Annotated in this window: 15 protein-coding genes and 1 tRNA gene; 8 read left to right on the top strand and 8 right to left on the bottom strand. The window is 60.2% G+C overall.

The annotated features are described in order from the left end of the window. Positions 1–12: 12 nt before the first annotated feature. Both KBY58_RS00805 and KBY58_RS00800 read left to right on the top strand, forming a co-directional pair. Positions 13–7,368, top strand: a complete 7,356-nt coding sequence (locus tag KBY58_RS00805) for a type I polyketide synthase (protein WP_255002305.1) — start codon at positions 13–15, stop codon at positions 7,366–7,368. A gap of 44 nt (positions 7,369–7,412) precedes the next feature. Beyond that, a complete protein-coding gene (locus KBY58_RS00800) occupies positions 7,413–8,609 on the top strand; it encodes a glycosyltransferase (RefSeq protein WP_255002304.1) in 1,197 nt (398 codons plus the stop codon). Positions 8,610–8,617: 8 nt separating this feature from the next. Here the strand turns inward: KBY58_RS00800 and KBY58_RS00795 are convergent, their stop codons facing one another. Both KBY58_RS00795 and KBY58_RS00790 read right to left on the bottom strand, forming a co-directional pair. Continuing rightward, complete coding sequence (locus tag KBY58_RS00795) at positions 8,618–9,073, bottom strand: SRPBCC family protein (protein WP_255002303.1); 456 nt, start codon at positions 9,071–9,073, stop codon at positions 8,618–8,620. A 231-nt stretch (positions 9,074–9,304) separates the two neighbouring features. Then, positions 9,305–9,454: a hypothetical protein gene (locus tag KBY58_RS00790; RefSeq protein WP_255002302.1), complete on the bottom strand. Its 150-nt coding sequence runs from the start codon at positions 9,452–9,454 to the stop codon at positions 9,305–9,307. A 243-nt stretch (positions 9,455–9,697) separates the two neighbouring features. On the opposite strand from KBY58_RS00790, the gene KBY58_RS00785 reads away from it, so the two are divergent. Beyond that, the gene (locus tag KBY58_RS00785) at positions 9,698–10,336 is read left to right on the top strand and encodes a hypothetical protein (protein ID WP_255002300.1); all 639 of its coding nucleotides are present in this window, start codon (positions 9,698–9,700) and stop codon (positions 10,334–10,336) included. Further along, positions 10,333–11,769, top strand: coding sequence for a cytochrome P450 (locus tag KBY58_RS00780; RefSeq protein WP_255002299.1), 1,437 nt, complete (start codon positions 10,333–10,335; stop codon positions 11,767–11,769). Before KBY58_RS00785 ends, KBY58_RS00780 begins: the two co-directional genes overlap by 4 nt. Here KBY58_RS00780 and KBY58_RS00775 read toward each other — a convergent pair. The 3 genes from KBY58_RS00775 to KBY58_RS00765 are packed head-to-tail and all read right to left on the bottom strand — an operon-like array spanning position 11,759 to position 16,900. After that, positions 11,759–13,879, bottom strand: a complete 2,121-nt coding sequence (locus KBY58_RS00775; RefSeq protein WP_255002298.1) for a hypothetical protein — start codon at positions 13,877–13,879, stop codon at positions 11,759–11,761. The two genes, KBY58_RS00780 and KBY58_RS00775, sit on opposite strands and share 11 nt — an antisense overlap. Continuing rightward, positions 13,872–15,572, bottom strand: coding sequence for a GumC family protein (locus KBY58_RS00770; protein ID WP_255002297.1), 1,701 nt, complete (start codon positions 15,570–15,572; stop codon positions 13,872–13,874). The genes KBY58_RS00775 and KBY58_RS00770 overlap by 8 nt, the downstream gene beginning before the upstream one ends. 2 nt (positions 15,573–15,574) lie before the next feature. Next, entirely contained in the window at positions 15,575–16,900 is a 1,326-nt protein-coding gene (locus tag KBY58_RS00765) for a polysaccharide biosynthesis/export family protein (RefSeq protein WP_255002296.1), read from the bottom strand. 69 nt (positions 16,901–16,969) lie between these two features. Here KBY58_RS00765 and KBY58_RS00760 point away from each other — a divergent pair. The 4 genes from KBY58_RS00760 (at position 16,970) to KBY58_RS00745 (ending at position 19,734) form a co-directional block, all read left to right on the top strand. Beyond that, positions 16,970–17,041: transfer RNA gene (locus KBY58_RS00760), tRNA-Val, on the top strand. A 26-nt stretch (positions 17,042–17,067) separates the two neighbouring features. Continuing rightward, entirely contained in the window at positions 17,068–18,504 is a 1,437-nt protein-coding gene (gene murD, locus KBY58_RS00755) for a UDP-N-acetylmuramoyl-L-alanine--D-glutamate ligase (RefSeq protein WP_255002294.1), read from the top strand. Between the two features lie 4 nt (positions 18,505–18,508). Then, positions 18,509–18,967 carry an EVE domain-containing protein gene (locus tag KBY58_RS00750; protein ID WP_254933872.1) on the top strand — a complete coding sequence of 153 codons (459 nt, stop codon included), beginning with the start codon at positions 18,509–18,511 and terminating at the stop codon, positions 18,965–18,967. Between the two features lie 11 nt (positions 18,968–18,978). Beyond that, positions 18,979–19,734 (top strand): hypothetical protein, encoded by a 756-nt coding sequence (locus tag KBY58_RS00745; protein ID WP_255002292.1) that lies wholly within the window; start codon positions 18,979–18,981, stop codon positions 19,732–19,734. On the opposite strand, the gene KBY58_RS00740 is transcribed toward KBY58_RS00745, so the two are convergent. The 3 genes from KBY58_RS00740 to KBY58_RS00730 form a co-directional block, all read right to left on the bottom strand. Further along, positions 19,721–19,996, bottom strand: a complete 276-nt coding sequence (locus KBY58_RS00740) for a DUF2811 domain-containing protein (RefSeq protein WP_254933874.1) — start codon at positions 19,994–19,996, stop codon at positions 19,721–19,723. The two genes, KBY58_RS00745 and KBY58_RS00740, sit on opposite strands and share 14 nt — an antisense overlap. 340 nt (positions 19,997–20,336) lie before the next feature. Next, entirely contained in the window at positions 20,337–20,735 is a 399-nt protein-coding gene (locus KBY58_RS00735; RefSeq protein ID WP_255002291.1) for a DUF1818 family protein, read from the bottom strand. Positions 20,736–20,747: 12 nt separating this feature from the next. Continuing rightward, the gene (locus KBY58_RS00730; RefSeq protein ID WP_254933876.1) at positions 20,748–20,978 is read right to left on the bottom strand and encodes a DNA-directed RNA polymerase subunit omega; all 231 of its coding nucleotides are present in this window, start codon (positions 20,976–20,978) and stop codon (positions 20,748–20,750) included. Positions 20,979–21,072: the final 94 nt, after the last annotated feature.

Here is a 21,072-nt window from a genome sequence, read left to right as displayed (position 1 = left end):
CTACCGTCGTAGATGCCTGATCCGATCGCCATCGTTGGTATAGGTTGTCGCTTACCAGGCGGGATCAATTCAGCCCGAGAATTTTGGGATTTTCTTAGGGAGGGACGCGAGGCGATCAAGGAAGTTCCTCCCGACCGATGGAACCTCGATCTCCACTACAACCCTGATCCCGAGCACCCGCTAACCCAGCACGTGAGAAGGGGGGGGTTTGTCGAGGACATCGATCAATTTGATCCAGCTTTTTTCGGTATCACCCCCCGCGAAGCGGTGTGCATGGATCCCCAGCAACGCCTTCTAATGGAGGTGGCCTGGAGAGCATTGGAGGACGCGGGTCAGCCCCTTGAGCAGGTGCGTGGCACCGCCATTGGCGTTTTCATGGGGATCTCCAGTGCCGACTACAGCTCCCTGCTGTGGGCATCTAGGGAGGGCTTTGCCACCCCCGACAACGAGCCCTTCGTGCTACCAGGTAACACCGGTTGCATCGCCGCCAACCGCCTCTCCTATTTCTTTGATCTAAAAGGGCCCAGCTTCACTGTTGACACCGCCTGCTCCTCCTCCCTGGTGGCCGTACACCTGGCCTGCGAAAGCATCTGGCGAGGTGAATCGGTAGCGGCTCTGGCCGGTGGGGCGCAGGCCCTTATCCACCCCGGCATTCAGATGAGTTTCTGCAAGGCCGGTCTGCTGGCGCCGGACGGCCGTTGCAAGAGTTTCGATGCCAGCGCCGATGGCTACGTTCGCTCGGAGGGGGCGGGAGCGGTATTGCTCAAGCCCCTGGCCATGGCCCTGGCCGCCGGGGATCCCGTCTATGCAGTTATCCATGGCTCGGCTGTGAACTCCGATGGCCGCAGCAACGGCATGGTGGCACCCAATGCCCGGGCCCAGATTGCCTGTGTGAGGGCTGCCTTTGCCCGGGCTGGCATCGACCCAGCCGCCACCCAGTACGTGGAGGCCCACGGCACCGGCACCCGCCAGGGGGACCCAATCGAGTTGAGGGCCCTTGGCACTGTCCTAGGGGAGGGGCGACCCGAAGGCGAAACCTGCCGGGTTGGTTCGGTAAAGACCAACCTCGGCCACTCAGAAACCGCCGCCGGCATCACCGGCCTGATCAAGGCGGCCCTTTGCATTGCTAAGCGCCAGCTGCCGCAAAGCCTCAACTGCCGCCAGCCCAACCCAGCAATCGACTTCGCAGCTCTGAAACTGCAGGTTCAGACCAGCCTGGAGCCCTTCCCGCACCCAGATCGGGCAGCGGTGGTGGGTGTGAGTTCCTTTGGTTTCGGCGGCACCAATGCCCATGTGGTGCTTTCCGATGCTCCCCCGCAGCTGGCTCCGATGCGCTTCGGTGCCCGCATGCCACTGCAATTGATAACACTGTCGGCCCGCACGCCAGAGGCCCTAGCCCAGATGGCACTTGATCTGACTGCCCAATTGCGAGCCAAGCCCTCACTGAAACTAGCCGATCTGGCCACCTCAGCCAACCGCGGGCGCACCGCTTTCCGGCAAAGGGCTGTGTGTATAGCCAAAGACATCGACCAGCTGCTCGGCCAGCTCCAGGCCCTGGCAGCCGACCGGCGGCCTTTGCCCGAGGGGTTATCGCGTTCGACGGCATCACGCCGGCCCGGGAAGCTGGCGTGGCTGTTCACCGGCCAGGGATCCCAGGCCCTTGGCATGGGGGCAGAGCTGCTCAATCACCCCATTTTCCGCGAGGCGTTTGAGCAGGTGTCAGCCCTACTAGATCCACAGTTGGAGAGGCCACTGCGCGATCTCCTGACGCCCCCTGCTGGGGATGAAGCCCGCATTGCGACGCAACTGAATAAGACCGGTGCCACCCAGCCAGCCCTATTTGCAATCGGCTACGCCCTCAGCCAGCTCTGGCAGAGCTGGGGGATTCAACCCGATCTGCTGATGGGCCACAGCATCGGTGAAGTGCTGGCGGCCCATCTCGCCGGGGTGTTTTCCCTAGAAGATGGCTGCCGTCTGGTGGCGGCCCGCGGACGTCTGATGCAGGCTTTGCCTGCGGATGGAGGGATGGCGGCCCTGTTGGCACCGTTGGAGCAGGTGCAGTCCCTACTCAGCCGCCACCCCGAAGTGCAGGTGGCGGCCTACAACGGCCCGGCCAACACGGTGGTTTCTGCTCCGACGTCAGCTTTGAGGCAGCTGCTCAGGGAGGCAGAGACTGCCGGTCTTACCGCCCGCCAGCTGGCGGTATCCCACGCATTTCACACCAAGGCTATGGCCCCCATGTTGGAGGCCTTCGAATGCGAGCTGAGTCAGCTCACATTTTCACCACCCCAAAAGCCTTTAGTGAGCAATCTCACCGGCCTCCTTGCCGGCATCGAGATGGCCCAGCCCGAGTACTGGTGTGATCAGGTGATCAGTCCTGTGCTCTTCGCCGAAGGTATCGAAACCCTGGTAATTCAAGGGGCCCAGGTTTTCATGGAGATCGGTGCCCGGCCCACCCTGATCGGCATGGCGCGCCAGTGCCGCCAAGATCCGTCCCTCAGCCACATTCCCTCGTTGGTGCCAGGCCAGCCCGATTGGGAAGTGATGTTCACCGGCCTCGCCGGGCTTTGGCGCAGGGGTTTTTCGGTTGACTGGGAAGGATTTCATCGGCCCTTTCCTGACCGACGTATCTCACTGCCCGGCTATCCCTTCGAGAGGCAGCGCTACTGGTGGAGTCGGCGGGGTGAGGGGCAGTCTCCAGCCAGTTTTTGGCTCGACCATCTCGAGATCACAGGGCCCCAAAGCCTGCAGCAGGTGCCTGATTCAGCAGCAAGAGCCGAAGTATTCACCCGACTCGACTTCCCGAGTGAGTCAAATGATTTAAGGGTCTATCAAACTGTTCTGGCCAACTCGGGCTCCGATCTGGCCGATCACCGTATCCGCGGTCAGGTCGTATTCCCTGCTGCAGGTTTTATTACCGCGGCCCTAGCAGTGTTGGAGCAGGCAGGCCAGCCCCTAACCCTGGGGGCAATGCGTCTTGATCAACCGCTCAAGCTTGATGGTGATGCGACAACCGTGAAGTTGCAGTGTCACTGGTGTGCCGATGGCCTTGCATTCCACAGCCGCCAAGAATCTGCGCAGTCCTCTGCCTGGCAGCGCCACGGCGAAGTGGAGGTGCCAGCCGCGGCATCCATTGGTTTGCATCCTTTTTCCCCATCGCCAGTTCCGAACTCGGCGCTGGCAGTGGGGTTAGGAGGCCTTTACGAAGCTCTCACCCAGGTGGGTTTGGCCTACGGCCCCACTTTTCGAGGCTTGCAAGAATTAAAGGTGGAAAGAACCGAAGCCTGGGCTGAGCTGCAGCGGCCCAAGGGTGGGCTAGACAGGGGCCTGCTCGACAGCTGCTTCCAGGCGGTCGCGGTATTGCTGGATCCCGCAACTCGGGAAGGCCAGCTATTGCTACCGGTTGGATTTGAGGATCTCTGGCTGGCGGCCTTGCCCCTACCTGATCGGCTGCACTGTCAGGTGAGGTTGCAGCCGATCCAAGAGCCAGCCTTTGTGGTCGCAGACCTCCTGCTGCACAACGGCAGCACCCCCTTGGGTTGGATCCGCGGATTCCGCTTACGGCGCTTACCTCGGCAGGCCCTCGAATGGCTTTTCCCCCAGCCCATCGAGCCCCTTCCGCCCGGTCCCCACGACTGGTTGCTCGACGCCCAGTGGCAAGAGGCTCCGGACTTTGCTTACCCAGCTGAGCAAACGGGCGCAGAGAAGCTATTGAACGGATCAGAGCCCCTGCTGCTTTGGCCCGATCTCAGCGCTTCTGATAGCTCCCTAGAAGAACTGGCGGCCGCCTTGCTAGTTCAGGCCCAGCAACTTAAAGGGGGGCCCAGTCGAGCGGTTTGGCTGGTGCTTAAGGGAGGTGGCCCCTTGGCGGCGGGCCTGGCAGCCTTTGCCCGCTCAGCCGCCCTTGAGCAGCCTGAGATGGGCTGGACGGTGCTTCACCTTGCCGACGGGGCCGAACCGGCCGAGGCCGATTGGCCGGCTCTTTGGGCCCTCGGTGAGCGAGAACCCATTCTGCTCTGGCGTGATGGCCTGCCCTGGGTGCAACGCCTCAAGCCACTGGCCGATTCGCCTTTTCGCCTCGAAAGCGCCTCCTTGGGCAGCCTCGAGACCCTGCATGCTGTGCCCCTGCGGCGCAAAGGCCCTGGGCCAGGGGAATTGGAACTGGCCGTAGAGGCAACAGGCCTAAATTTTCGTGATGTTCTAAATGCGCTAGGGCTGCTGGCTGGCTACAGCCGGGAGCTTGGCCTTGATGCCGATGCCCGCATGCCCTACGGCGGCGAGTGTGTGGGCCAAGTGGTGGCTGTAGGAGCCGGGGTGGATGGGGCATTGGTGGGCCAGCGAATGCTGGCCGCACTGGCGGTGGGCAGCCTGGCCAGTCATGTAGTTTGCCGCGCCGCCCTATGTGTGCCGTTGCCGCAGAACCTGGATCCGGTGGTTGGAGCCAGTGTCAGCACGGCATTCCTCACTGCGATTTACGGCCTAAGCACCTTGGCAAGGCTTGAGCCTGGAGAAACCGTGCTGATTCACGCCGCCGCGGGTGGTGTGGGCCAGGCGGCCCTGCAGGTGGCGCAGCGCTGTGGCGCAAGAATCCTGGCCACCGCCAGCGCAGCCAAACAGCCAGGCCTGCTGGAGCAAGGGGTGGAAGCCGTCTTCGATTCCCGCAGCCTCGATTTCGCCGAGCAGGTGCGCACAGCCACTGGCGGCAAAGGAGTTGATGTGGTACTCAACAGCCTCAAGGGCGACTGGGTGGAGGCCAGTTTTGCTGCATTGGCAAATGGCGGTCGTTTTGTCGAGCTGGGCAAGATCGAGACCTGGAGCCGGCAGGAGGCTGAGCAGAGAAGGCCCGATGCCAGCTATCTGCCCTTCGACCTATTGGAAGTGGCGGCCGCCGATCCAGCCCTCGTGCGTGGACTATTGCTGGAGCTGCTAACTGACCTGGAGGAAAGCCGCTACGCCCCAATTCCGGTCCAAATGTTCCCGATTGAGCGCAGCACGGAAGCGTTCCGACTGATGGCCCAGGCCCGCCATGTGGGCAAGGTTGTGATCAGCCAACCGGAGCGGTCGGCTCCCTGGTCTATCCGCCCAGAAGCCACATACCTGGTGACCGGTGCGTTTGGGGGGATAGGCCAGCAGCTATGCCAGTGGCTAGCCAACCAGGGAGCCCGCTCACTGGTGCTGCTGGGGCGTCACCCCAACCACCGCCTAGGGGAGCAACTCCAGGCCCGAGGTGTCTACTGCAAGTTGGTGGAAATTGATCTGGCAGGCGATTGCTCCGACCAGCTGGCCGAAGTACTGCGGAGCCATCCAGTGAATGGGGTATTCCATGCTGCCGGCCTTCTTGACGACGGCCTGCTGGAGGCACAAACACCCGAACGACAAGCTGCAGTGCTTGCTCCCAAGTGGGGCGGCTGGCAACGGTTGGAGCAGGCCTGTCGCCTGGCGGGCTGCCAACCAGAGTTTGGAGTGACCTTTTCCTCCATGGCCTCCCTGCTTGGTTCCCCAAGCCAGACGAGCTACGCCACGGCCAACGGCGCCCTTGATGGGCTGGCAATGGCTGGAAGTGCCTGGCCCCTGCTCTCGATTCAATGGGGTCCATGGGGCGGCGCCGGCATGGCGGCGGGCCTGGAACGCCGCTTCGCGGCCCTAGGCGTGGGCCTTCTATCTCCTGACCATGCTTTCGAGGCCCTGGCGCTGTTAATGGAGCGGGGCCAACCTGGCTGCTGTGCAGTTCTGAACAACGATTGGCCACGGCTGGCAAGTCAGCTGGGTACGCGCCAGGCGAGCGTGCTGCAAGATCTGCTTGAGAGCGCACCCACTTACAGCCCCGAGGGCGCAGAGGCAAACCGGCTACGCCAAAAGCTGGCAACCGCCGACAGCGACCAGCGCCACCTCCTGGTGGTTGAGCTTTTGCAGCAGCGCCTGGCGACGGTGATGGGGCTGGAGGATGCCAGCAGCCTCGACCCGGGGGATTCCCTTTTCCATGTTGGCCTGGACTCACTGATGGCCGTTGAGTTGGCAGCCGGTATCCAGCGCGATCTGGGCGTGAAATTGGAACTGGAATCCTTAGCTGGTGACCCCACTGTTGAAGCACTGGCGGTGGTCCTGCTGGAGGCCCTCGAGGATCCCGATGCAGCTTCCGAGCGGGTACTGGATCTGGGCAAAGAAGCACGGCTGCCTAGCACCTGGAGCCTCCCCGCTCCTGCTACAGCAGCAGAAAATGCCCCGGATATTTCCGATGCCCCCATCGCTCCAGGGGGGGCAATCCTGCTAACCGGCGCATCTGGCTTCCTAGGGGCCTACTTACTGGCAGGTCAACTACAGCGTTGGGACGATTTACAGGTGCGCTGCCTTGTAAGGGCAAGCGACTCAGCTAGCGGGCTGGCAAGAATTCGCGCCAATCTTGACCAATACGGCCTTTGGCAAGACAGCTGGAGCAACCGATTGAGTGCCGTACCTGGAGACCTGGCCCAGCCCCGTTTTGGGCTTTCAGAATCAGACTTCGCTGACCTGGCCAGGGACTTGGGCGGGATCTTGCACAACGGTGCCCAACTCAGCCAAATGGCTCCCTACAGCCAACTTGAGGCTGCAAACGTTGGCGGTACCCAGACGGTGCTTGACCTGGCGGTGCACCCGGCCGCAAAAGGTGCCTTGCCACTGCAACTGATCTCCAGCGTTGCAACCTTCGAGGCGGCCGCCTACCGCAACCGGGTGATGCTTGAAAGCGACGATGTTGCGGAGTGGCGCGGCATCCATGTGGGCTACTCCCAGACCAAATGGGTAAGCGAGCGACTGGTGCTCGAAGCCGGGGCAGCTGGTCTGCCCGTAACTGTGTATCGGCCGCCCCTAATCGGCGGCCACTCCCAAACAGGTGCATGGCACCAGGACGACCTACTCCACAGGCTGCTGCGGGGTTGTCTAGCCCTGGGCATGGCTCCTGATCTGCCCTGGGAGCTTGATCTGGTCCCCGTCGACTATGTGGCTGATGCGGTGACAGCTCTGGCCTGGATGCCAGAAGCGGTGGGGCGAAATTTTCACCTGCAGCATCCTCAGCCCATGCTGCTGGCCGACCTTTTGGGCAGCCTGATTGCCAGGGGAGCCCCCTTGGAACTGGGATCAATGGATCGCTGGTTAGAGGCGATCGGCGACGATCACGCCAATCCCCTCTACGGAATCAGGGCCTTCTTTGTGCGGCGATGGGGCGAGGAGCAGCTCACCTATCCCGAGCTCAACCAGGCCGGTGTTCGGGCCCGACCAAGCTGCCAGGCAACGGTCGAATTGCTTGGCACCAAGGGAATTCAATGCCCTGGGTTTGAACAGTTAATCGGCCCCTACAGCCTCAGCCTGATCACGGGCATAGCTGCCAGTTGATCCCCCTATTGGGCCAAAGCGCCCGTCTCCTGGCTACCGGCTTAATGGCCGTTCTGGCCATACAAATTCTGCTCACCCTTGCATTTGCTTTCGTGGTGCGGCGGCGGCTCCTGGGGCGGCCAACCCTCTCCCTACCGGCTCCTCCGGCCGAGGTGGTGCTTTGCCTGAGGGGAGCTGACCCCAGCCTTTCAGATGCCCTCGAGGCCCTGGCGGCCCAGGCCTATCCGGGCCCCTGGCGGCTGCTGATGGTGGTGGATTCGCCCCAGGATCCAGCCTGGGAAGTAGCGAAAAGTAAGGTCGTCCAACTCGAGACGGCGGGATTGGCAAGCTGGCAGGGCGTCCGGCTGATCCCCCTGGAGAACATGCCTGTTCGGGGATCCTTAAAGAGCGCTTCCCTACGCCAAGCCTTCGGGGTACTGGACCCCAGCACCGAGCTGGTGGCGCTGGTGGATGCCGATGCGGTGGTTCCTACGGGCTGGCTTGGGGCCCTAGCGGCCGGCTGCGAGCAGAAAGGAGTGGGAGCGGTCTCAGGCAATCGCTGGTACGAACCGGAGAACGGCACTGGACCAGGCCTGGTGAGGGCGATTTGGAATGGCGGCGCCCTGGTGCTGATGACCCTGCTCGGCATTCCCTGGGGGGGCTCCCTGGCGGTGCGACGCAGCCTGATTGAGCCCAGTGGCTGGCGGGATGTGTTGGCGACCAGCCTCTGCGAAGACACAGGCCTGCCAGCGCCCCTGGCCCGTTGTGGCTGGCGCCACCAATTTCGGCCAGAGCTAATCGCTCTCGATAGAGACGACCAGATCAGCCTGGCCCCCCTGGTTCGCTGGATCAGCCGCCAGCTGCTCACAGCGCGCCTGCACCATCCCGCCTGGCCCTTGGTGGCGCTGCACGGCCTTGGCACCTGGCTTCTTTTGTTGGCAGCCCTACTGGTGCTGCTGCTGGGCCAAGCCATGGGGGCTGATGGGCTGGGTTGGCTAGCGGCGGCGCTTCTGAGCTACGAATTGGGTTGCCTGATGCTGCTGGTGTTTATTGAAACGGTGGCCTCTGGGGCAATGCTCACCCTGGCTGGTCAGCCAAACAGGATCGGGGCAATCAAAATTATTCATTTGCTGACCTGGCTACCCCTAGCCCAATTCGTATACGGATTAGCCACCCTGAGGGCGACCTTTGCTCGGCGGGTGGAGTGGCGCGGCGTGCACTATCGGGTTCGGGGCCAAAGCGTTGAGCGGCTTGACCCCTAGCTGGTGATTCAGCCCTTCAGCATCTGCTGAGCCAGGATCTGCATCGACTGGCGCAGGTTGGTTTCAATGAGTTCGTAGTAAGTCCCCAGCAAGAAGCTCGGGAGCTGGGGAACCACCTGGAGCTGGTGCCTCACCAGCACCCCTCCTCGCACCGGAGTAATCGACCAAATGCCTTGCAACTCCTTGATACGCTCACCACTTATCAGCTGATATCTCATCCTGCTGGGGGGCGTTTCCTGCACCTGCAGACGGGCATTAATACTGAGACCAAAGGTGTATGGGGCTTTATAGGTTTGCAATAGCTCAACCAACCTGCCGGAGCGACTAACCACCTTGGCCTGTTGGATGTCCGGCATCACGCCGGCCATGGATTCATAATTTGTAAGCACCCCCCAGGCCTTCTGAGCCGAAACCGGCACCACCACAGAGGCGCTGTACTTGCCATTACTGCCTTTCAGGCTCACCTTGCCACTTGGAGCGGCGGCCTGTAGCGGTAAAGCAAGTAATGTTGCCGCTAGGCCAAATGTCAAAGGGAGACTGCGTAATTGCAGCATACGGGTAGCGAGCAAGATGATTCAGGCGGTGAATCCATTGTGGTTCAAAGCATTCCCAGGAGAAGGGTTTATTTCCTAAGCGGTTTTGACCCCCGCGGGGCAGGCTTTTATTACCGCCTGTTCTGCGAACAAGTGCGCCAGCTAAGACGGCGTAGCAATAGACATTTGCATGTAAGCCATCGCCGAGGTGCGCAGGTTGATCACTTGATCAGTCGCTGGCAGGTCCGTGAAGAAAAGGGCCTGCAGCTTGATTTCTGCTTTCTGCACTGGGATGACATCGCCCGAGCCCACTGGCCGCGAAGCCCATTGATTTTGCTTTTCAGCGGCATCGGCATTTATTTCTGGTATCTGCTCCGAGGGGGGTATCTGCGCATGCGCCGCTGGTCCCCCCAGGTAGCTCTTTGTGGCCTCTATCCAGCGTTGTATCTAGCGGCTGTACTGCTAATGCTCGCAATAGCGGTAGTCCTGCTTGGTGCTCTGGCCACCTGGCTCCAACTTTCTGGCTGGATCAAGTTTGCCCTCGTCCCATCCTTGGTGGCGTTTGGCTCTTGGCAGGCCTGGCGCCTGGCTGAAAAGCTTGGTTTAGTTTGGCTATTTCGCTCAATCCGCTTCACCCACAGACTCGGCCAAGCCCGCGATGGCGACCTGCGCCAGCGGGTGGAGGAGCTAGCTGGGCGGATCGGAGCACTGGAGTTGGCTGAGCCCGCCCAGGAAGTGTGGCTGGTGGGCCACAGCAGTGGATCTTTTGTGATGGCGATGTTGGCGGCCGCCTTGCGCCGGCAGGGCATCGATCGACAGCTGGCGGGCAGGCTGAGGCTCATGAGCCTGGGCCAAAACCTCGCCAACTTGGCCGTTCACCCCAAAGCTCACCGCTTCCATGACGACCTAGCCCTGCTGGCCCAAGAACCCCGACTCCCCTGGCGAGATATCACCTCACGCCACGACTATCTCTGCTTTGCCGGGGTAGATCCATACCTCAGTTGCCGGGTACCGCGGCAAGGCTCAGAGGCCTATCCCGATTTGCAATTGATCCCCCTAGCCCAGAGGCAGGGGCTTAACAAGCTGGGGGAACTGCTCAGCCATCAGTTTGATCTCCACTTCGAATACTTGCGCACTGCCGAAGCCGAACTCAGTGGAGGTTTTGACCTAATCGAGGAGCTACTTCTGCCATGAGCATGCCCCTTCAAAAAACTCCGACCTATCCACCACCTGAGCCCTATACCCCCAACTTCTTAATCCGCATCCGCCGCGGTCTCCATTCCTGGCTGGGTCTGCTCAACGAATGGGATTTCCGCATCCCGGTGGGAGCGTTGGGCTTCCTTGGCCAGCACCTACTGCTGGTGAATGATCCACAGGCAGTCCGCAAGGTGATGGTTGGGGAGGTGGAGCAGTTTCCCAAGCACCCCTACACCCTGTGGATCCTGGAGCCACTGATCGGCCGGGCAATCTTTTCGGTCAACGGCGAGGAGTGGGCCCAACAGCGACGACTGCTCGACCAGGCCTTCCAGGTGGCCCAACTGCAGCGGGTATTCCCCCAGATGGCGGCAGCCTGCCAGGCCAGCCTGACCCGATTGGAGTCGCAGGCAGATGGCCGAGTGGTGGATGCCGAAGCCGAAATGACTCTGGTGACGGCCGATGTGATCGTGCGAACGATCCTGTCGCGGCCGCTGGAGCAGGGAGAGGCGATAGCTATCTTTTCGGCCTTTAGTCGCTATCAGAAACGGGCGGGAAGGGCCCTGATGCTGCGTTTTCTGCGCATACCGCGGCGGTCACTGCAGGCCTATCTGGCCACCCATGCCGCACCAATTCGCCAGTGGCTGGCAAAGGCGATTGATGCCAGGCTTGCCGAATCCGTCCACCCTGATTCAGGACCAGCAACCAACACCGGCCCCAACGACCTGCTGGCGGCCCTAATCGAGGCGCGCGACCCGCAAAGTGGCGCCCGATTCAGCCGTGATGAATTGGTGGATCAGGTGTGTTTCCTGTTTCTAGCGGGGCATGAAACCTCCGCCAGCTCCCTTGGCATGGCGGTCTATTTACTGGGCTGCTTCCCAGAAGTTCAGCAGCGCCTGCGCGCCGAGGTGCTACAGGTGATCGGCGACCGAGCCTGCGCGCAGCAGCAACCGCTGGGTTTTGAGGATCTTCGCCAGCTCAGCTATGGAGCTGCAGTCTTCAACGAAACCCTGAGGCTCTATCCGCCGGTGAGCTTCTTCATCCGCGAATCCCAAACCACCACCGAACTGGCTGGCAGCAGATGCCCAGTGAGGGCCCTGGTAACTATTTCCCCGTGGGTGATTCAGCGCCACGAGCAACATTGGAGCCAACCCAACGACTTTCGTCCGGAGCGTTTTTTAGTTGATGGCACAGCAGGGAGTGCAACCGCTGAAGAGCGGATTTGGACCCGCGATGCCTTTCTGCCCTATGGCCTTGGGCCCCGTAAGTGTCCAGGCGCTGCCTTTGCCCAGCAGGAAGCCCTACTGCTACTGGCGGAGCTGGTGCGACGCTTCGAGATACTGCCTGAAGGAGAACATGAGCCGGAATTGGTGGCAAGGCTTACCCTGCGCTCCCGCAATGGCATCAAGGTTCGACTGCGTTCTAGAAGCTAAGGCCGAGGCGTGCTCCCACCCTTATCTGGTCATTGCCAAGCAGCTGACCTAGATCGAGCAGTCCGGCGGCGTTGGATACGTAAAGATCAACAGTGGTGGAAGTAGAGGCAAGCCAGCGCAGGGCCAGGCTGCCGTTGGTGCCGTTACTGCCACCCAGGTCGGTGGCAACTGCGTTGAGTTCAGGTATTAGCTGGAAGCTACGGCCGAGTTGGAAGTTTGCACTGAAGCCCACTCCCCAGCTGGTGCCGTTTCCATTGCGGACGAATTTGGGATTGAAATTGAAGGCCATAACTGGGGTGGCTTCCCAGGTGTTGATGGTCTCAAAAAGGATGTAGCCCTGCTTGCTACTGGGATCCTCATTACGGCCAAGGGAGATGCGACCGGCCGCCCAGATGGGAAGGGTCTTCGTGGGCCGAAAGACCATCGCCTTGCCACCAAAACGCAAGTTGAAGCCGCCATCCCCGAGATAGGTATTGACGTAGCTGTTGCGCGGCTCGATGCCATTGAAGACGCCTGTGGCCAACTGGAATTGAAAGTCGTTGGAAACGGAATAGGAGCTATCAAAGAAAAGGTTGCCGCGGCTGTCGCCGTTGAACCAAAGCTGGGTGGTGCCGGCGGCAGGGGTGAGGGCGCTGTTAACAGTGAGACCACCAAGGGCAAGGGAAGCTTGGCGGGCTGTGTAGCGGGGACTTGGGGAATCGGGGGCGGTGGGAGTCCAGATGAAGCGGGTGCTGAGCATGGGCTCAGCCGGCGCGCTGGGCAAGGCAAGGAGAGCCGTGGCAGGGCTGAGGCCAAAGCCATTGGTGATGCTGGCCTCCAAGCCGATACGCGGATTGACGGCGATGTTGGCGCCTGCGCTGAGGATCGGCACCCTGTAGAAATTGAGGGCGCTGTCGAAGGCATTAGTTCCTGGCCCAAGGGGCAGCATGGCGGAACCAAAAAGCTGCACCTGGTTGCCCAGCCGGTAACTGGCACCGAGACCAAGGCTGATGTTGGTGCCATAGAAGTTGCCGGCACCGCCCTGACTTGCCCCCTGGGTATCCGGCAGGAAACTGATAGCAGGCAAAAAAGACAGTTGGAGCTGGCGGCTCGCCTGCCAGGAGAGGGGGAACGACAGTGAACCCACCCAATTGCGGGTGAAGACCAGCTGGCCTGAGTTGTTGAATATGTTCGGGGTGCCAGGGCCGTCGCAACTAACGGTGCCTCCGCAGCCACTACCTACGCTGAAGAGCTCTAGGGATCCCTCTGCTGCTAATTGCCAGCTGCCAGGCCCCTGGCCCTGGCCAGCTAGACGGGCACGAATGCTGCCGCCATAGATACTCCAGAAGTTGGCGGGCTGGGAGGGGCGACTTGGGATTAGGGCATAGAGGGGATCGTCGGCATAGGTGTAATAAGCCGACACCATCACGGCGGAATTAATTGCGAGATCGGCTCGAAATCCATAGTTTTGGTTACCGCTACCGCCTGCGGCACCACCATTGGCTGGAGTTACCTGCTGGAAGCTGAAGGTGCCGCCACCCTCCTCCAGCAAGTTGGCGGTGGGTAGTTGGCTAAGGCGCAACAAACTTCCGTAATCCACTGCCGTAGGCATATAGGCAGACAGGAATTCCTGAGCCTCTTCCTTGCTAGTGGGTGGCTTGCGGCCAGCGGCAAGGGTTTCGGGAGATGGAAGCTTGAAGGCCGGCTCCCCCTCCGGAACAGGTAGCCAAATGGGCTTGGCTTGGGCGGAGGCAGCCATGGCCAGGGGAAACCAGCGCACTGGAATCGCCGCAGGCGATTGACCAGCAGGCAAGGGCTTAAACACTGGCACCTGGCTAGACGCATCGATCCCCTTCAAAACAGATGGCACCTGCTTCCATTGCACCGCCAGGGGAGCTGGGGAGGAGGAACCCGAAGGCAGGGGCTTCCAAAAAGGCAAGCTGGCTGGAGCTCCCGCAGATGGTGCCTGCTTCCAAGAGGGCGGAGCAGGCGAACTGGCACCAGGAGTTGGGGGTAGGGCCTTAAAAAGGGGCCCACCCGGGCGGTCGCGCTGATCAGCAGGCAGGGCCTGCCAAAGGATGGCGGGCTGCTGAACTGGGATCTGGGCCGCTGGAGTTGGTGGGCTAGGCACCATTGATCACCAGCAGACCAGCCACGGGCTGTCCCTGGAGCTCAATATTTTGACGCAGTTGAACCAACTGTTCGCGGCTTGCCATACCGGGGCTGAGCACGAGCAGCTGGGCCTGGCAATTACGAGCCACGGTTAGATCGGTGGTGGCAACAACTTGGGCAGCGGGATCTGAGAGCTGGAGTGCTGCCTGGAGGATCTGCTGAAGGTCATTGGGCAATGGACCCATTACTGAAATCAAAGCGACCTGCGGACAACCTTGTAAAGCGCCATCCGCCAAGAGGGCTAAAGGTGCCTTCCAACTTGCTGGCTCGGCCAGCTCCAGCTGGGCAAGCAAGGGATAGGGCAAGGCACTGCGCAACTCATCCAGACTCCAAACCTTTCCGCCGCGCCGATCAACCACAAGTGCGGCACCTGAACCAAGCACTAAGCCGGCCAATAGGCCAAGGGCCATGTTGCGACCCTTCCTGGGTGAAACCGGCCGATCCAGCAGGGTTGGCGTAGAGATCAGCTCCCATGGATCCTCCTTTCGAGCTTGTTCAAGCGCTAAAGCCTGTCTTTGGACCTCTAACTGAGTAAGAGTTGCTTCATCCCTTGCCGCTTCTCTTAGCAGCTCTCTATAGCGAATTAAGACACCCTTTGGCCGCTCAGCTGCGGCCAAGCGCGCTTGGGCAGAGGCACGTTTTGCCAATAGATAGCCGTAGGTTTGACGCCTGAGGGTCCTAATCAGAACTAGCCTGCTTTCTTGCAAGCGGCGAATAGCGTCCTCTTTGTTTGTAAATTTTGACTTCAACATTGCTAACTGCATGTCGATTTGGTCAAGGCGCACAGGTAATCCCTTTGACGCCAACTCAGGAATATTGCTTCCCATGTACATCAGAGCCTCGGGATCATTGCTCAAAGCGTTGAGCTGCTTTAACTGCTCATTAATATTGCGAATTTCATTTGCGGCCTGTACGCGGACAGCCTCAATATTCAAGGAATTAATCACTTCAGCATCGCCCTTTTCTTCACCCTTGAGGGCGGTTAGATCCTGCTCAATGGCAAATTGCTGGGCCTTGCGAAGCGAAGCAACACCTTTAACACGGTATTTGCCGATTTGCAGATCTAAATAACGAATTGCCTGGGAAATCCCTCGCTCCCGATCTCGCCCGGAATACAATTGATATGCCTGGGAAATCCGCGAAATAACATTAACAATCAGTTCTCGATCATTGTCCTGGTAGGCAACATTAAGAACCGATGTTTCTTTTTCAAGCTTCACCTCAACGCTTTTTATCCAATCATCAAAACGGAGGTCGTCAACATTAACTCCTTGCAGAGCTTTTTGACGCCTTACATAATCATATACTGGTTTTAGTACTGAAGGGCTTTCTAGAATCTTTACCTCTGTTTTAAGGGCATCCCCGTCGCCTTTTAACCCCGTAAGACTTGCCAATCCTGGATTTGACTGCAGAAAAGCCTGCGCACCTCCTCCGGATTTCGATTCCTTACTGGCCAAGACTATCTGAAACTCTCCCTCCCACACCCGAGGGGCAGCAAAAGCGTAAATAGCACTTAGCAAAAATGTTCCACCTGCCACCTTGGCAATCAATTTCCAATGTCGCTTAAGGGCCGAGACAAGTTGCCCTAGGTCGATTTCATCGTCAGAAGTTGGCGCTGGAGGCTGAATAGAAGCCTTCGAATCATTATTCATCATTATTTTAAGTTGCTAAATACTTGTTGAGTGGCATAAATCCCCAAGAGTGGTGCCGTAATTTCCTGCAGCACTGTAACTCCAGCAGAAAGGGCAGATTCCTGGACTTGGATTATGTCGCCTGCCACCAAGATGGGATTTTTCAAAGAATTTGATGAGGCCCCAGGGCTGTATGAGAAAACCCGACGGTCCACTTCACCTTCGTTAGTGAATCTAATAAAGGAAATCTGACCACGCAGCAACTTGAGGCCCCCTGCAATTGCTATGGCCTGATTCAACGTACCCCCTTGGGGCACGGTAACTGCTCCAGGAGTGTTAACTCTTCCGCTCATAAAAACCTGAAGAAACTTTGGATTCAGGTTGGTTTGCCCAGCCTTGAGAAGCTGGTCTCTAAGCACAACAGTGCTTTTAGTGATATAAACCACATCCCCATCGAAAAGCCGGATATTTTGCGACTCATCCCCCTCGCTTAAAAGCGAAAGGAAATTCAAATTTGTCCTGATTTTGCCACCCCCTACACCAAGAGCTTGCCTTCGGGTTACCTGTATGTCCGCCAGATTCGAGAATGGCGTGATGCCTTCGGCTGTCTTTATTGCATCGAAAACAGTGGGGAACAGGGCACCAAAAGTAACCACACCCGATCCGCCAATTGCCGATCCGCCACCAGAAGCCAATGCACCCTGGGAGCCACCAGCCAAATCAGCACCTGAAACACCTGGCCGGGAAGAAAAGTTTGCCCCACCGTCGGCAGCGATAGAAGAATCGGCGGATCCTGACACCCCCGAAAGCTTCTGAGCACCAGAGAGGATGTAGTAACCAGGCCTGCGCACTTCACCACCCACATATACCCGAATTGGTCGGTAAGTAACTGGCCTTACGTACACTTCAGGGGAGCGCACATAGGCCTTAAACTGCTGCTGCAGGAAATATCTCAGCTCTTCTACAGTTAGGCCCTCCACATACAAAGCCCGCAAGCGGGGCAAATACATGGTGCCGTCAGGCCCGATTGAGTAAACACCAGAAAGCTCTGGAATATCAATTAACTCAACCTGCAGGGAATCTCCAGGGCCAAGGATGTAAGTGTCGTATATGACAGAAGAACGGGATTTCGCAGGAATTGGCGAATTGGCAGTAGCCGCTGCCTGGGTTTTCGCCCGGATAGGAACTGCAGTCCGCTGGGGAGCAGGGCTTGCAACAGCGACCTGGCCCATCAATAAAGTGCCAGCACCTAGGCAGGCACCGAAAGTATTAATTAACTGGCAAAGCCCCGGCATATGAGTGTATATTTGCATCAATACTACATCGGCGGAATCCCCTTCTTCGCCCATGGGCTCCAATCAGACGACTGTCTACCCCAGGCCCCGATCCCGTCCGCTGCTAGGTTGCTGGCGCTTCTGGGGCGATTAGCTCAGAGGTAGAGCACTACCTTGACACGGTAGGAGTCACTGGTTCGATTCCAGTATCGCCCATTTTCCAGTTCACGCTGTAGGCAACGTTGTCTGAGAACCCTGGGGCCGCAGCTGGTTTAACCGTTGTGGTCGGCCTGGGTAGGTCGGGCAGGGGGGCCGCCAAATTGCTCCGCCAGCAGGGTGAAGCGGTATTGGTGATCGATAGCCAAGGCGGGCCCGAGCAAGAAGCCCTTGCCGGCAGCCTCCGCCAGCTCGGCATTGCCGTAGAGCTGGCCAAACCCCTCACAGCAGAAACTTTCACCGCCCTGGCAACCCGGCCCAACCGCGTGGTGGTGAGCCCCGGCATCCCCTGGGATCAACCCACCCTGGTGGCCCTACGCCAGCAGGGAGTGGCCGTGGAAGGGGAGGTGGCCGTCGCCTGGCGCGCCAGCACTGGCAGCCCCTGGATTGGCATCACCGGCACCAATGGCAAAACCACCGTGACCCACCTGATCAGCCACCTGCTCCAAAGCGCAGGTCTGGATGCGCCGATGGCCGGCAATGTGGGTTTCTCGGCCGCCGAGCTGGTGCTCGAGCGCCTGCAACCGGGCCAATCCCTGCCCCAATGGATGGTGGTGGAACTGAGCAGCTACCAAATCGAAGCAGCCGCCCAGGTGGCACCAAAAATCGGCATCTGGACCACCCTCACCCCAGACCACCTGGAGCGCCACGGCAACCTCGACAACTACCGGGCCATCAAGCGCAGCCTGCTGGAGCGCAGCGAAGTGCGCATCCTCAATGGCGATGATCCCGACCTCCTTAGCCGTGCCAGCAGCTGGGATCGGGCCACCTGGGTAACGGCGGGGCCGCGCTTGGCCCTGCGGTCGCAGCTGCCTGAGGGCATAGGTCCGGCGCTCTGGATTGAGGGCGATGGGGTGTGGCGCCAGGGCCCTGGCGGGCCTGAGCATTTAATGGCGGCCGATTGCTTGGCCATGCCCGGCGCCCACAACCGCCAAAACCTGCTGCTAGCTGCCGCGGCCTGCCTGGAGGCGGGCCTCAGCGGCCAGCAAATGGAAAAGGCCTTTCGCCATTTTCCAGGGGTCCCCCACAGGCTCGAGCGGCTGGGCTGCCACAGGGGTGCGACCTACTTCAACGACAGCAAGGCCACCAACTACGACGCCGCCGAGGTGGCCCTCAAAGCCCTGCAGGGCCCCCTTGTGGTGCTGGCGGGTGGTGCCTCCAAACAGGGCGATGCCAACGGCTGGATCGAGGGGCTCAAGGCCCAGGCCAGGGCAGTGGTGCTCTTTGGCGCAGCCCAACAGGAATTTGCCGCCCTGCTTGATGCCGCTGGCTATGGCGGCACGGTGGTCTGCTGCCCAGAGCTGGCGGCGGCCGTAACCCAGGCAGCCGCCTTAGCCGCAAGGCTGGGTTGTCCTGAGGTGGTGCTTTCACCTGCCTGCGCCAGCTTCGATCAATACAGTGATTTCGAAGCCCGCGGCGACCATTTCCGCCAGTTGGTAGCTTCCCTGCCCGACAAGGATTGAGACGATGGCCTACTGGTTGATGAAAAGCGAGCCCGATGTCTACGGGATCAGCCATCTCCAGGCCGAGGGCACGACCCTCTGGGATGGCATTCGCAACTACCAGGCCCGCAACTTCATGCGCAGCATGGCGGTGGGCGACCAGGCCTTCTTCTACCACTCAAACACCAAGCCACCGGGGATTGTGGGGCTGATGGAGGTGGTTGAAACCGGGCTCACCGACCCCAGCCAATTCGATCCCGCATCAAAGTATTTCGACCCGGCGGCCAGCCCCGCCAAGCCGCGCTGGGATTGCGCCCGTCTGCGCTATTTGCGCACCTTTAGCAATTTCCTCAGCCTTGATCAGCTCAAGGAATCCTTTGGCCCAGAGGAGCTTGGAGTGGTCAAACGGGGCAACCGCCTTTCAATCCTGCCGGTGCCTGAGGCCAGTGCCCAGAAGCTCTTCTCCCTCCTGGAGGGGAGCTAGCCCCCCTGGCGATGCAGCTGCCCCAGCCCAAACACCAACACCACCCGGCAATCGCCATTCGAGGGGCCCTGGAGAGGGGCTGGAAAGCCTTCCGCCACTGCCCCTGGGTGTTGATGGGCTTCACCCTGGTTAGTGGGGGTACGAACCTGCTGAGCCAGCTGCTCTATCGCTACGAGAGCAGCCGCATCGTGGGTCTATTTGGCCATCCCGATGGCCTGGCCGTTGCCCTGGCAGGCCTGGCCTGGCTGGCCTATGCAGCCACCAGCCTCTGGTTGGTGGTGGGCCTGATGCGGGGAGCCCAACTCGCCCTAGCTGGCCAGAGACCCAGCCTCCAGGACCTAATGCGCCTTGATGGCCGGGCCATGGCCCGCTGCGGCGGCACCTTGTTGTTGATCCTGGTGCTCAATGCATTGATCCTGCGGTTTGCCCAGGCCAGTGCCTGGCTGCTGACCCTGCTGCAGCCCTGGCTTGCTCCCATCCCCCTGGTGGCGGGAGTGGCGGTGGCGGTATATCTGGCTGCCGATCAAATCCTTTGCCTGCCGCTCACCCTGATCGGCGGGCTATCCCCCCTGGCCTCCTTCCGCAGCGGCCGGGCTGCCGTGGATCCCCACTGGCTCCATGCCCTGGGCCTGACCCTGGTGGTGCTGCTGATTCTGTTGGCCGGTTTTTTGGTGCTGCCCGTGGGACTGCTGGTGGCCCTGCCGGTGACCTTCTGCACCCTGGCAGCGGCCTACGGGCAACTATTCGCAGAGATCAATTCCCTTTAAAACTGGCTTGGCCTGGAAACAAATTGGCCAGGTAGCAGCGGGTAACCCCCCGATCCTCCAGGCCGTTTTGCACCAAAAAACCCGCCACAGCCGCCTGCACTAGGCGGTATTGATCCCAATTGGGATGGCCTTCAATGAAGATCTTCATGGCACTGAGCAGGGCTTCGGGCACCTCGGCGCGAAAGCTGACCAGTCCCTCCTCGACCTGGGCTACTTGCTCCTTAGGAAGCTTTACCAACTCCTTCGCCACGCCCAGGGCCATTTGCCGCCATCAATTGCCAACCCAGTAAGCCCCCACCCCCGCCAGGGCGTCAACCAGCTGCAAAAAACCGTGGGCCCACCGTTCGCAAGCTGAGATCGCCTGACCCCACAGGGGCCCAACCAAGCAGGGGCGAGGCCTTAGCCGGACATCAAGCCAAAACCTGGAGAGTCAAGGGACTCGGACGAGCCAGCCAAGTAATCCCCAGGGCCCAGGTGGCCGCTAGCTGCCGGCAGCCTGGCCTGGGGAAAAGCTGGGGAATTTCCATCCCTGGGCTGGGGAGGGATCAATACCCCAGCAACCATCAGAGCTGCTGATCGCCCCAAAACCAACTAAGCCGGTCTCAGGCTGGATTGAACCCAGCTAGCCCCGCTGCCAAGGCTTGAGCAAAGGCTGGGGCCGCTCCCTGGCTCCAGCTCCCCTCCACCGCCCGCCTTTTAGGGCCAGGGCCAGGCATGGCCTCTGGACTGAGCAGGAAACGCAGGCCCCAACCATTTCGATCACCTTCCAGCTCAAGCCAAAGCTCCCCCAACTCCCACTCAAGGGTGATCGATTCCTCTGCCATCAACTGATCCGCCAGGTCCCCGTGCTGGGACTGCAGCTTGGCCACGCCCTGCAGCAGCTCCTGGGCCTCTGCTGCGGTGAGCTCCGTGGCCCAGCCGCAGCCACCCACCAACACAACATAAGGGTGACGCCCTGGATCGACCAGAAAACGCCAGCCCTCACCCTGTTGAACCAGCATTCCGGCTAGTTATCAGCCAGGCAGCAGATCGGGTTGATCCTGCTCGTCGCTGAGTTCAATAATCGCCCGCTGCACGGGCTTGACCATCGAGTCATCGAGTAGGCCATCAAAATCATCGAAACGGCGCTGCTTGGCCCTAAAGGCAATGCGCACGGTGGTGAGGTACCGGTTGCTGGAGTAGCGAATCAGGCTGTCGGCCCGCTGGGCCAATTCCTTGTAATTCACACCGATTGCACTTTGCATCTTGCCCAAACGCACCTGATCTTGTCTCTAGCGATGATCGTAGGGCAGTCGCGGCCAGAGGGATGGAAAACACCGGCACCCTGGCGATTGACTT

The sequence above is a fragment of the Cyanobium sp. HWJ4-Hawea genome (genome assembly GCF_024345815.1).
Classification (GTDB): Bacteria; Cyanobacteriota; Cyanobacteriia; order PCC-6307; family Cyanobiaceae; genus Cyanobium_A.
This window is presented reverse-complemented; position numbering and strand designations above follow the sequence as displayed.

Coding starts and splice junctions, on each gene's coding strand:
- KBY58_RS00805 (WP_255002305.1), top strand. CDS start 13: ATGCCTGATCCGATCGCCATCGTTGGTATAGGTTGTCGCTTACCAGGC.
- KBY58_RS00800 (WP_255002304.1), top strand. CDS start 7,413: ATGGCCGTTCTGGCCATACAAATTCTGCTCACCCTTGCATTTGCTTTC.
- KBY58_RS00780 (WP_255002299.1), top strand. CDS start 10,333: ATGAGCATGCCCCTTCAAAAAACTCCGACCTATCCACCACCTGAGCCC.
- KBY58_RS00770 (WP_255002297.1), bottom strand. CDS start 15,572: ATGAATAATGATTCGAAGGCTTCTATTCAGCCTCCAGCGCCAACTTCT.
- KBY58_RS00765 (WP_255002296.1), bottom strand. CDS start 16,900: ATGGGCGAAGAAGGGGATTCCGCCGATGTAGTATTGATGCAAATATAC.
- KBY58_RS00750 (WP_254933872.1), top strand. CDS start 18,509: ATGGCCTACTGGTTGATGAAAAGCGAGCCCGATGTCTACGGGATCAGC.
- KBY58_RS00745 (WP_255002292.1), top strand. CDS start 18,979: ATGCAGCTGCCCCAGCCCAAACACCAACACCACCCGGCAATCGCCATT.
- KBY58_RS00740 (WP_254933874.1), bottom strand. CDS start 19,996: ATGGCCCTGGGCGTGGCGAAGGAGTTGGTAAAGCTTCCTAAGGAGCAA.
- KBY58_RS00735 (WP_255002291.1), bottom strand. CDS start 20,735: ATGCTGGTTCAACAGGGTGAGGGCTGGCGTTTTCTGGTCGATCCAGGG.
- KBY58_RS00730 (WP_254933876.1), bottom strand. CDS start 20,978: ATGCAAAGTGCAATCGGTGTGAATTACAAGGAATTGGCCCAGCGGGCC.